We start from the raw sequence: 12,721 nt of genomic DNA, 5'->3' as shown, positions 1-12,721 counted from the left end.
CGTCTGTTTATATGAATTGCCTTTATCCAAATTAATCATAAGGAATTCATATATATAGGATATGCTCTGTTGTTTAATTCGCCAGGGCACTCTGAAGTTTGAGGTGGTTCACAAAGTTCCCAAAAATACATATTTAGTTACACATATTTTCTTTCTGTTACTCAATCTTGAGAATTGTAGCACTTTCAGGCTAGCGAAACGCTTCGGCGAATGGAAAGATGCCTGTCAGATACATAAAGACACCTAACTCTCATCAATAGTTCCGGAAATATTTATTGACAGAATTTATTGACGGCAGTGGCGAGTGTCATAAAAAAACCAATGAGGGTAATAAATAATGATGAAGCGCAATATTCTGGCAGTGGTAATCCCTGCCCTGCTGGTAGCCGGTGCAGCTAACGCTGCAGAAATCTATAACAAGAACGGCAACAAGCTGGACTTCTACGGTAAAGTTGTGGGTGAGCACGGTTTCACCACTTCTGGCGTACACAAAAACGCTGACTCCTCTTATGGCCAGATCGGCTTCAAAGGCGAAACTCAGATCAATGATCAGCTGACCGGTTACGGTCAGTGGGAATACCGTGCACGCGCCGGTGCAGCTGAAGGTGACCAGACTAACGTAACTCGTCTGGCTTTCGCTGGCCTGAAAATCGCTGACGCGGGTTCTCTGGACTACGGTCGTAACTACGGTATCGTGTATGACGTAGAATCCTACACCGATATGGCTCCATCCTTCTCTGGCGAAACCTGGGGTGGCGGTTATGTTGATAACTACATGACCAGCCGTTCTACTGGCCTGCTGACCTACCGTAACAACAACTTCTTCGGTCTGGTTGATGGTCTGAACTTTGGCGTTCAATACCAGGGTAAAAACGATCGTAAAAACCTGAATGAAGCAAACGGCGACGGCGTTGGCCTGTCACTGGGTTACGAGTTCGGTGAAGGCTTCGGTCTGATCGGTGCCTACAGCACCGCTAACCGTACGCTTGAGCAGAAAAAAGATGGTAAAGGCGATAAAGCTGAATCCTGGGCTGTTGGCGCGAAATACGACGCAAACAACATCTACCTCGCGACCGTTTATGCAGAGACTCGCAACATGAGCCGCCTGGGTAACAGCGGCGAAAACTATGTTCCGAATGATGATGGTAATGTTTATAACATTGCTAACAAGACTCAGAACTTCGAAGTTATCGCTCAGTACCAGTTCGACTTCGGCCTGCGTCCTTCCGTTTCTTACGTTCAGTCCAAAGGTAAAGACCTGAACGGCATCGGCGACCGTGACCTGGCGAAATACATCACCACTGGTGCGACTTACTACTTCAACAAGAACTTCAACGTGTACGGTGACTACCGCTTCAACCTGCTGGACGACAAAGATGCGTCCACCAGCTGGGTTGGCTCTGACAACCAGGCTACCGTTGGCGTAACCTACCAGTTCTAATCAGTACACCACTTTGTTATATGCTTAATGAACAGGGCTTCGGCCCTGTTTTTTTATGCCTGACAGAAAATAATGGCGACTTTTGAAAAGCCGCACGCTTTTCGTCGCAAACGGTTGGCATTTTGTAAATCTACCGTTAACCTGATAGCGGATTTCACTTCTGTAATCACAATGGAACTTCGTCATGTTTGAGAACATTACCGCCGCTCCTGCCGACCCGATTCTGGGCCTGGCCGATCTGTTTCGTGCCGACGACCGCCCTGGCAAAATCAACCTGGGTATTGGTGTATATAAAGATGAAACCGGCAAAACTCCGGTACTGACCAGCGTTAAGAAAGCTGAGCAGTATCTGCTGGAAAACGAAACCACCAAAAACTACCTCGGTATTGATGGTATCCCTGAATTTGGTCGCTGCACCCAGGAGCTGCTGTTCGGTAAAGGCAGTGCAATTGTGAGTGACAAACGTGCCCGTACAGCACAGACCCCAGGCGGTACCGGTGCGCTGCGCGTGGCGGCGGATTTCCTTGCGAAAAACACCTCTGTTAAGCGCGTATGGGTAAGCAACCCAAGCTGGCCTAACCACAAGAGCGTGTTTAACTCTGCGGGTCTGGAAGTGCGTGAATACGCCTACTACGACGCGGCAAACCACTCTCTCGACTTTGACGGCCTGCTGGCGAGCCTGAGCGAGGCGCAGGCAGGTGACGTGGTGCTGTTCCACGGCTGCTGCCATAACCCAACCGGTATCGACCCGACGCTTGAGCAGTGGCAACATCTGGCGAAGCTGTCCGTAGAGAAAGGCTGGCTGCCGCTGTTTGACTTTGCCTACCAGGGCTTCGCCCGTGGTCTGGAAGAAGATGCCGAAGGCCTGCGCGCGTTCGCAGCCGTGCACCAGGAGCTGATTGTCGCAAGCTCCTACTCCAAGAACTTTGGTCTGTACAATGAGCGCGTGGGTGCCTGTACGCTGGTTGCCGCTAACGAAGAGACCGTCGATCGTGCGTTCAGCCAGATGAAATCGGTTATCCGCGCTAACTACTCTAACCCACCTGCACACGGTGCGTCTGTTGTTGCGACTATCCTGAGCAACGATGCGCTGCGCGCTATCTGGGAACAAGAGCTGAACGATATGCGTCAGCGTATTCAGCGCATGCGCCTGCTGTTTGTGAACACCCTGGCTGAGAAAGGCGCGGATCGCGACTTCAGCTTTATCATCAAACAGAACGGTATGTTCTCGTTCAGCGGCCTGACCAAAGAGCAGGTTCTGCGTCTGCGTGAAGAGTTTGGCGTGTACGCCGTGGCCTCTGGCCGCGTGAACGTTGCAGGCATGACGCCTGACAACATGGCGCCACTGTGCGAAGCGATTGTCGCCGTACTGTAATTTGCGCTCATAAAAAAGCCTGCGTTATGCAGGCTTTTTTTATTCGGGTTACCAGACAGGCATTTCATCCTGAAGGAACGGGTTATGGAGCCGTTCATAGCCCAGCGTCGACATCGGACCGTGTCCAGGGATAAACGTTACATCATCACCCAGCGGCAATAACTTCTGTTTAATCGACTGAATCAGTTGACCGTGATCGCCGCGCGGAAAATCGCTGCGTCCTACGCCACCTTTGAAGATCACATCGCCGGAAATCAGCAGACGGGACTGGTCATCAAAGAAGACGATATGGCCTGGCGTATGCCCAGGACAATGCAACACCTGTAAAGTCACATTCCCTATGCTAACGCGCTCTCCTTCGTTCAGCCAGCGATCGGGCGTCAAAGGCTGACACTCATCCAGGCCAAACATGCGGCTTTGGGCGGGTAACCCCTGCAGCCAGAACTCATCTTCTTTTTCCGGACCAACTATCGGCACGCCGTAGTGTTCAGCCAGTTCAGCCGCTGCACCCACATGGTCGAGGTGACCATGCGTCAGTAAAATCTGCATGAGCGTCACGCCGCTGTCGGCGACTTCCTGCTTGATCTTCTCAGCGTCACCGCCGGGATCGACAAGCGCGGCCAGTTTAGTCTGTTCGCACCAGATCAATGAACAATTCTGGGAGAACGCGGTAACCGGAATAATACGATAGTTCATACTGCTCCTGTGTTTCGTTATTACCAGTGCCGAACCGGACCGGTATCAATATGCACAAAGTTGCTGCTGGGGTAATATCCTACACCACCTGCGCGCATAGATAACGCAGCTTTGCGAATATTGGCTAACGAAACGCCTTCAATATGGAAGTCCATTGCCTGTCCCTTCGTGTGATAGCTTTTTTTCGCTACCCCGCGACTGTGGGCGCGCAGTTCATTATTGGTATCAATCGAGCGATAGCCAGAAATGAGCTGAACCGGCTTGCTGGTGCCCAGCAGGCCCTGAAGGCGGAAAAGCTGATCAAACAGTCCTGGATCGATGGCTTTTATTTTATTCGCGCGGAAATCACGGAAAAAATGGTTAAGTCTTGCTAATTCATCCTGAATATAGCCTCTGCCATCGAAAAACTCCGCTTTTAGCGACTCACCGGTATGCAGGTTGTTGAGCGTTAAAACTCGCGGACGAGGTGTCGAGAGGGTGGCAAATGCTGGCGTCGGCAAGATGGCCGCTGCGCCAAGCGCAACACCACCTAACGCCAGCAGTTTGCGGCGATTAGCGTCAAATTTGTCCATGATAATCAGGTCTACAGGTAAAAGAAATCGTAATATGCTTAGCGCACGAAGGGCACCTTAACTGGCAAAACCGGGTACGTCAAGGCGCCCAACCCCAGTGAATACGCGGCTTACAGCGATATTGCCCCTTATTCACCCTAACTTACGACAATCATTTTTCCCGAACTGCTTCATTTACCTGATTAATTGTTCCGCTTTTGGCAAAATTTGTGCGCCGGATCGCGCGGTGAGATCATAATTGTAAATATCTGTACGGTACTGAGTACGCCCGTCTTCGCCAACAAACGCCGTCAGATAGTAGAGATTGACCGGAATGTTGTGTCGAATATTAACGTAACGCGTATCCCCCTGCTTCAGGGCATCCGAAATGCGCGTATCGTTCCAGCCCGCATCCTGCAATAGCATATTGGCCAGCTCCGAGGCTTTGTTCACGCGTACGCAGCCAGAACTCAGCGCGCGAGTATCTTTCTGGAACAGGTTGTGGTTCGGCGTATCGTGCAGATAGATAGCGTCTGAACTCGGCATATTGAACTTGTAACGCCCTAAAGAGTTATGCGCCCCGGGTGCTTGCTGGAAACGGAACGGCAGATTAGAAGCCGTAATTGTCGACCAGTCGACCATATAAGGATCGATGGCCTCTTTACTGTTCCATCCGCGCATCACCGTATAGCCATGACGTTCCAGATACCCCGGATCGTTCCAGACCTTCGGCAGAATGTCTTTTCTCGCCAGCGTCGGCGGCACGTTCCACGGTGGGTTAACCACCACGTTATTCAGCGCGCTGCTCATCATCGGTGTTTTACGATCCGGACGTCCGACAATCACGCGCGACGCCAGTTTTTCGCTACCGTCCTGATAATAGACCAGGGAATAAGCCGGAATGTTAACCATAATTCCGGTAGAGAGTGTTCCAGGCAGCAGGCGCAAACGCTGGATATTGAGCGCCAGCACACCTGCCCGCTGCGCAGGCGATACGTTCAGCCAGTCTCGCGTCGTCTGGCCAATGACGCCATCGGCCCCCAGCCCCTGTGCGGTCTGGAATTGCTTCACTGCCGCAACCAGCTCGCGATCGTATGCTGCGGGTTTATTGCTGACGGCAATCGTTTTTTTCTCTTTCACGGGAGCTGACGGGCTGACCGCCGCGTTTTGCGGATCGTCGCCTGGCAACGCAATATGTGGCCCGCCATCAAGAAGACCGGAGCGAGTCAGGATCTCGCGCAGGGCAGGCACATCGCTGCTCCACTGCCCCGGACGCAGCGTCGCGGTGCCGCGCATCTGAGGCCATGGGCGCGAGTCACCCACCAGCGCGAGGAGCGACTGGTGCAGAGTGGCATATTGTGGGTGCGCCGGTGCGAGGCTGGCGATAAAGCGCGGCAGTTCGCCGTTATCCAGCGCTAACTGCCATTGGTTAATCACCGACAGTGCCGGCGTCGCCAGCTTGTACGGCTTATCGCTGTAAAGCCAACGGTTGCCGTTGACCGGAATACCCGCCACGAACTGCAGGTAGCCCATCATGGCATCGGAAAGCACCACGTCCCGCGCCTGCCCGGTGACGGCAGGATCGGTTAACAGCTCAACCCATTTTGTAAACTGCGGCTGAAACCCTGCAATCGCAACCTCCGCCAGCTGCTGCTGGAAGGCGCGAACGGCATCGCGGTTTTCCCACATCGGTTTCATATCGCGGGCAGCATAAAGGAGCGTGAGCTGATTGAGATAGACAGGCGCGTACCCGGACGGCAGCCCCGACTGCAGCTGCTGGCTGAGCGATTCGGCGTCGATGCCTTCCGGCAGCGGCTTAATACCGGCCATGATAGCCGTTGCCGGAGACTGGTCCAGAGGCTGGGACAACGACGTTGGCTGCGCGCCCGTCGTTGCCGAGCTGTCAGTCGGCACAATTTCAGGCTCGTCGGCCTGGGCGGTTAACAGTGGAGCAAACATCACTGCCAGGCATAAACTCAGCGCCGACAGCTGACGACCACATTCTTTCTTAAGCAACATCCCTTGCCCCCTGTTTTCACGACATGCCCATCACGCTGGGGCTTTCTTTCATTATAGGTAGACGGCTAAGCGGTTGCCTTACCTTATGTAAAGAAGTTTAAAGATAACGCAGCCCTAAGCACAAGTTAAGTTTAAAAAAAAGCGGCGCCAGGGCGCCGCTTCGGGTCAGAAGACGCTTCAGGAAGCGTCCGCCGTGGTTTCAGGCAATGATTCTGGCGGCTGCGGCGCAAAGCCACGCAGCCCAACAACGTGAACGTGTTCGCTGTTCTGGAACACTTTACGCACCAGCTTGTAGGTTGTCCCTTTTTCGGGACTGATGTTCTCCGGTGCCGCAATGATGAGCTGCATATCGAGACGTTCGCAAAGCTCAAACAGCGTGGCAATGGAGCGCGCATCAAGACGCGCAGCCTCATCAAGGAACAGCAGTCGGCATGGGGAGATGTCTTTGCCGCGCAGGCGGCGCGCTTCGTCTTCCCAGCTCTGTACCACCATCACCAGAATTGACATACCGGTACCGATCGCTTCACCGGTAGAGAGCGCTCCGGATTCCGCACGCAGCCAGCCGTCTGAGCCACGGTTTACCTCAACTTCCATTTCCAGATAGTTACGGTAGTCCAGCAGCTCTTCACCGATGGTTTGCGGCGTACGCTGCCCCATATCAATCTGCGGGTTCAGGCGCTGATAGAGCTTCGCCAGCGCTTCGGAGAAGGTCAGACGGTTACTGTTAAACAGATCCTGATGCTGCTCGTGCTGCTCAGAAAGCACTTCCAGCAGGGTGGCATGCGCTTCACGCACGTTAACGTTGAGGCGCACGCTGTTCACCTGACCAAACGACACGCTCTGCAGCCCCTGGTTGAGCTGGCGGATACGGTTCTGCTCGCGCTGAATGGTTTTACGAATAATGTTCGCTACGCTGCGGGAGCTGATTGCCAGCTTCTGCTCGCGGGAGGTCAGCTCTTCCGTCAGACGGCCCAGCTCGATTTCCATCTGTTCGATGGCTTCGACCGGATCGTCAGTACGGATGATGTCCTGGCGAATACGCTCGCGCAGGTGCTGGTAAACCGCCACGAAGAACTGGATTTTACGTTCAGGACGTTTCGGATCCTCTGACATGCGCAGGACATCGCGCAGGTGTTCGTTATCCGCCACCGCCAGACGCAGAGCACCCAACGCCTTATCCGACATGGAACGCAGCTCATCGGCGGAGAGATATGCCAGCTCACGACGGTGCAGACGACGCTCAACGTTATTATCTTTCACCATGCGCATCACCGCGCACCAACCCGCCTTGGCGGTCACGACCTGCTCACGCATTTCATGATAATCGCGTTCCAGCTTGCGCAGGCGACGGGTCAGGTTATCCATTTCGGCTTCGCAGAAGGTCAGCGCTTTTTCCAGCTGATTACGACGCGCACGGTTATTGCTGAGCTGCGAATGCAGTTCGTCACGACGGATACGCGCGCGCTCTTCTGCCCCGCTGTCGGCACGAACGCCGATGTCCTGAAGCTCTTTCTGCAGATCGTTTAACAGCTCTTTCTTGGTGTCGAAGGAGCTTTTCAGCGAGGCCAGCACCTGGTTGTACTGGTTCAGCTGAGCGGAGTGGCTGCGCATTGCTTCGCGGGCGCGAGTACGTTCCGCTTCAGCCTGCTCAAGGCGCTGACGCAGCTTTTCGTTCAGGTCACTGTTACCGCTCAGCATTTCCGCCGAATCGGAGTAGCCGAAGTGGGCGCGACGCTGCACCACCTCCGTCAGGGCAAACGCCTGCTGACGCGCCTCGCGCTGCACCTGCTGCGACCAGGCATAATCTTCTTTTAACTGCTCAAACTGTTCCGGGTCGCTCTGCAGGACAGAGACTACCGGCTCGAGCTTCGCCAGCTGATTGCCGTGCTGCTGCACGAAGCGCGCGGCTTCCTGCGCTTCATCCAGACGCTCCTGGATCTCGTCCACGCGATCGGCCAGCGTGTCATCCGCCAGCAGATTCAGGCGCGGCAGAATACGGTTAAGGGCCGCGACGCCCTCTTTCGCCTGCTCGAACTGGACGCGGCTCTGCTGGTTGTCGCTTTCATGGCTGGCAATCGCACGTTCAAGCTCGCCACGGCGGGTATTGAGCTTGCGGATTTCGGCTTCCGGATCCGTGTCAAATGCCACGGCGAGATGGCTGCCGATAAAGCGGCTGAACGCCTGGTGCAGGCGCTGGGTTTTCTGCACGTCAAACGACAGGGTCGCAAAACGTTCAGACAGCGTTTCACGCTCGGCGTGCAGGCTTTCGATGCGGCTTTCGCGCGCGGCGCGGCCAAACAGCGGCAGCTCAGGGAAGCGGGAATAGCGCCACTGACGGTCGGCGATTTTCACCACCACCGCTTTTTCCAGCTCGTCGACGCTGAATACGCTGTCATCGAACGACTGCGGATCCCCTTCGATCAGGTAGAGATCTTCCGGACAATCTTCCAGGCCGGCAAGCTGCTCAGAAATCAGCGACAGATCCGGGACCACTATCGCGTTGCGGGATGGACCGTACAGCGCGGAGAAGTACGGGGCATCATCAAGACCTACATCGTCATAAATCTCGGACAGCAGCACGCCGCCAAAACGCTCGGCGAGTGCATTCAGGCGCGGATCTTCTGACCCGCCCGGCTGGCTTAAGCGTTCAATTTCTTCGTCGACGTCACGCTTGCGCGCGCCCACTTCATCACGCTCAACAATGGCTTCGCGCTCGCGCTCCAGCAGCTGCTGCAGGTATTCTGTCACTTCCTGACTGGATTCGAACTGCTCGCCGCACTGTTCGCTGAGCTGGTTCAGGCTGCTTTGAGCCGCCAGCCAGACCGGCGCCCGCTCCAGGAGCGTCTTCGAACGGGACTGAAGCTGCTCCAGCTCCTGACGCAGAGTCATACGCTGTTCGCTGGCGCTGGAGACCGTGTCTGAAAGCGCAGCGATACGCGCCTCAAGTTCCTGATGCAGGGCCTCAAGCTCGTCAAAATCGTAATTTTTTCCCTGACGCTTGCAGAATTCCGCCAGCAGACGCTCGGCTTCCTGCTGCTCGCGCAGGCGCTGCTCCAGCTCGTTCAGACGCATACGCAGCGGCTGAACCTGCTCGGCCAGATGGCGCTGGTTCACGCCGTCGCGCAGCAGCTCACGGGCAACGTCCCAAGCTTCGCTACGCGCCAGCGGGCCGTTAATCGCAACGACTAACTGATAAGCCTGCTCAAACTGGCTGTGCGCCGTTTGCGCGACGCTCATTTTCTGTTCGAGGGACAGCAGTTTTTCGGTGGCTTCCTGCTCTTTGGCCTGGAAGGTATCCAGCCACTCGTCGGCGCTTTCCGGCGTCAGGTCAGGCAGATGGCACAGCTCTTTCGCGCGCTGCAATGCCTGCAGTGCCTGGGTGTACTGAATCGCGCGCGTCTGCTGCACGTCCAGCGCCTGCTGGTAATCGGCAAGCTGGCTTTTCAGCTCATCCACTTCCAGCTCGGCGGCTTCGGCGCGGGCTTCGTTCTCTTCCTGCATGTCGGCGGCTTCGGCCACCACTTCATTTTGCTCTTCGAGACGGATCTGCAGCTCGTCGAGGTCCGCTTCATAGCGCTCGATTTTTTCCTGCTGACGCAGCGCGGTTTGCACCAGGTTCAGGTGGTCGCTGGCGGCCTGGTAGTCGGCTTCCAGGTCGCCCTCGGCACCGTTGTGCTCACCGAGTTCGCGCGCCATTTCGACGTGCTTGTACTGCTCGGCCACCAGCTGTTTACGGGAGGTAAACAGCTCGCGACGGTATTCTAATGCCTGATCGAGGTGGACGCGGCGCTCGTTGGCGTGGCGCATGTAGTCCGCCGCCACGTAGTTGGTGGCTTCGCTGATCAGGTGTTTAAACAGGTCACGATCGGACTGGGTAACGCGTATCGCTTCCAGCGTCATACGGTTTTCACGCAGCGCCGCTTCCATATCCTGGAAGGCCTTACGCACCCCGCTGTTTTCCGGCAGCAGGTAGTCGCGCAGGGAGCGGGTAATGGCGCTGGAGATACCGCCGTACAGAGACGCTTCGATCAGGCGGTAGTATTTGCTGCGGTCTGATGCCGTGCGCAGACGACGCGCCACCACGCCCAGATCGAACATGAGCGAGTGGTAGTCGGTAATCGAGTTGAACTGCTTGAACTGCACGCCTTCGATCGCTTCGAGCTTATCTTTCAGCTCCTGCAGCGTCAGCACGCGCGCCTGGCGTTCATTCAGGGTTTCCGTCAGCAGCGCCGTCGGCTGCACGGAGGTCGGCAAGCCCTGAATCGCAAACGGCTTGATATCCACTTTACGGTCGCGGCCGGCGACCTGCTGCAGGCGCACGCCCACGACTACACGCTGATGGCGGGAGTTAATGACGTCCAGAACCGAATAACAGACGCCGGCCTTCAGCTTACCGTGCAGACCTTTATCACGGGAGCCGCTTGTTGCCCCCGCTTCGGTGGTGTTACGGAAGTGAAGCAGCGTAAGGTCAGGGATCAGCGCCGTGACAAAGGCCGCCATGGTGGTGGATTTACCCGCCCCGTTACCGCCGGAGAGCGTCGTGACCAGCTCATCCAGATCGAACGTTCGGGCAAAGAAGCCGTTCCAGTTAATCAGCGTCAGTGAGCGAAATTTACCGCGTTCAATCATTACTCTTCCTCCCCGCTATCCGGCAGATTCTCTTCATGCTCATCATTGAGCTGCAAATGGTTTTCCACCGGCATCGCTTCACCGTCGCGGATCATGCGAAGCTGCGCTTCACGCGCGTCATCGCCCGCACGCACGTCGGCGCCGAAGCGGAAGACAGATTCCGTAATGCGGAATTTGCTGCTGTCATGTCCCATAAACCAGACCATTCCCAGACGGCGCAGACGGTTCAGGGAAGAGCGAACCTTTTCCTGTAATTTCTGACGGTCAAGATCCGAACCCGTGGAACGGTTGTTCACCAGCTTGAGCAGCTTGCTCTCATCTGCCAGCGTCAACAGCTCGTCGTAAAGTTCCTGCTGGGTGAAGATCCCTTCATTCGCCAGACGTTCCGGGCTGAGGTAGAGGTAGCAAAGAATTTTGCCGACCATCATATCCAGCTCGGAGAGCACGGAACGCGGAATCAGCGTCGTGGAGCGCGGGCGCAGGTAGAAAAACCCTTCCGGCGCGCGGATAAGCTCCACGTTGTAGCGCGCGTAAAACTCTTCCAGGTACTCCTGAAAGTCCATCAAAAAGGCGTGATTATCCAGCTCGTCTAAGCCAATGTGACGACCGGCACGCAGCTGGCTGTCCAGCGCCGGAAATAACGGATTCGCCAGCGCCTGTGCCAGCTTAACCGGCATCACTTGTTCAATATTTGTCAATGACATGCGCCTGTACCTTGGCTCCGTAATCGTTAATTGGCTGCCACTTCGGCGGCAGTCCGGTGAAATCTGCTTGCGCGATACCCAGGCGCACCGCCTGGTCTACCACAATGCGGGCAACGTCGAAGTGGCGCGCACGAGGATATTGCGCCAGATAGTCGCGCACCACGAGTCCAAGATCCAGCGGAGCTTGTCTGGTTTTGTAGACCGCGAGCTGTTCTTCGATCATCGCCGCAAGCTGCTCGCGAATTTCGTTAAATTCTTCGTATTCCAGATCCGGCGGCAGTTCACCGGTCACCTCTTCATCGCGCAGCGCCATCTCTTCGTCACGCATATCCAGCAGACGATCGGCATTGGCGTAGGTCAACGCCCACGGCGCATCGAAATAGGTCTGTACCGACTGACGCAGACGCTGAGCAAACACGCGGTTTTTATCCATATCGATCGCGGTACGGATAAATTTATGCACGTGTCGGTCATAGCCGATCCACAGGTCGATCGACTGCTGGCCCCAGCTGATAATACGGTCGAGTTTGCTCTGCAGGTCGAACACCAGACGGTCAATAAAGTGCAGATCGTCGTGCGCCAGGGTCGCATCCTGGATGCGCAGAAGGTTCGCCTGAAGCTTATCCCCTGCGGCTTCCAGCGTATCCTGGAGCTCACGCAGCGTGCCGGAGGTTTCTGACAGCAGAAGTTCGCAGCTGGAGATGGCCGCTCGCCAGTCTTTATTCAGCAGCTGCGCGATATCGTCTTTCACCTGCTGCTGCTGCTCGTCCATCAGGCGCTGGGTGAGATCGATACTGTCGAAAATCTCGGCCACCGAATATTTCAGCGGCGCGTAGACGTTACGGTGCCAGTGGAATTCGTCACCGTTTTCATCCGCCGCGTCGGCGGCGCGCTTAAGCTCACCCGCCACGATCGAGAGCTGCATGGAAAGACGCAGCGTGGAAAATTCACGCTGGCGGATATAATAATCGGTGATGCCGATGCCCAGTGGCGTCAGACGATAGATGGCGTTTCCTTCCGCCTGCTCGCTGGTAAAGCGGTTCAGCAGACGTTGACGCACCATATCGTTTATTGCGTTGTTGGCACGCACGCTAATGGTTTCGCTGGTTTGCTCAAACGCATCACTGACATGGCGGAACGCATCCACCAGTTCACCCTCGCTCATTTCACCATCCAGCCGTTCGCCGTTCAGCGTGGCAACCGCCAGCAGGAAAGAGAGTCTGTCTACCGGCAGCGAGATGGAGAAATCGTTTTTCCTGGCCCAGGCAACCAGTTCGGGGACTGTCTGGGAAAATTCACTCATAGG

General features: G+C 55.7%; 8 protein-coding genes. 2 read left to right on the top strand and 6 right to left on the bottom strand.

The annotated features are described in order from the left end of the window. The first annotated feature begins 337 nt into the window (after nt 1-337). Both ELK40_RS08095 and aspC read left to right on the top strand, forming a co-directional pair. Nucleotides 338-1,441 carry a porin gene (locus tag ELK40_RS08095; protein ID WP_047651295.1) on the top strand — a complete coding sequence of 368 codons (1,104 nt, stop codon included), beginning with the start codon at nt 338-340 and terminating at the stop codon, nt 1,439-1,441. A 184-nt stretch (nt 1,442-1,625) separates the two neighbouring features. Further along, a complete protein-coding gene (gene aspC, locus ELK40_RS08090; protein ID WP_033145106.1) occupies nt 1,626-2,816 on the top strand; it encodes an aspartate transaminase in 1,191 nt (396 codons plus the stop codon). Between the two features lie 48 nt (nt 2,817-2,864). Here aspC and ELK40_RS08085 read toward each other — a convergent pair whose 3' ends face one another. The 6 genes from ELK40_RS08085 to mukF form a co-directional block, all read right to left on the bottom strand. Beyond that, nucleotides 2,865-3,512: an MBL fold metallo-hydrolase gene (locus tag ELK40_RS08085; RefSeq protein ID WP_008499950.1), complete on the bottom strand. Its 648-nt coding sequence runs from the start codon at nt 3,510-3,512 to the stop codon at nt 2,865-2,867. A 20-nt stretch (nt 3,513-3,532) separates the two neighbouring features. Then, nucleotides 3,533-4,084 (bottom strand): YcbK family protein, encoded by a 552-nt coding sequence (locus ELK40_RS08080; protein WP_032639289.1) that lies wholly within the window; start codon nt 4,082-4,084, stop codon nt 3,533-3,535. 174 nt (nt 4,085-4,258) lie between these two features. Continuing rightward, a complete protein-coding gene (gene ldtD, locus ELK40_RS08075) occupies nt 4,259-6,082 on the bottom strand; it encodes a L,D-transpeptidase (protein ID WP_115874641.1) in 1,824 nt (607 codons plus the stop codon). A gap of 177 nt (nt 6,083-6,259) precedes the next feature. Then, nucleotides 6,260-10,711: a chromosome partition protein MukB gene (gene mukB / locus ELK40_RS08070; protein ID WP_127730275.1), complete on the bottom strand. Its 4,452-nt coding sequence runs from the start codon at nt 10,709-10,711 to the stop codon at nt 6,260-6,262. Beyond that, on the bottom strand, nt 10,711-11,415 hold the full coding sequence (gene mukE / locus ELK40_RS08065) for a chromosome partition protein MukE (RefSeq protein WP_008499954.1): 705 nt from the start codon (nt 11,413-11,415) through the stop codon (nt 10,711-10,713). The genes mukB and mukE overlap by 1 nt, the downstream gene beginning before the upstream one ends. Then, nucleotides 11,396-12,718, bottom strand: a complete 1,323-nt coding sequence (gene mukF / locus ELK40_RS08060; protein WP_041910621.1) for a chromosome partition protein MukF — start codon at nt 12,716-12,718, stop codon at nt 11,396-11,398. The genes mukE and mukF overlap by 20 nt, the downstream gene beginning before the upstream one ends. Nucleotides 12,719-12,721: the final 3 nt, after the last annotated feature.

The sequence above is a fragment of the Enterobacter sp. N18-03635 genome, from assembly GCF_004006055.1.
GTDB lineage: Bacteria > Pseudomonadota > Gammaproteobacteria > Enterobacterales > Enterobacteriaceae > Enterobacter > Enterobacter vonholyi.
This window is presented reverse-complemented; position numbering and strand designations above follow the sequence as displayed.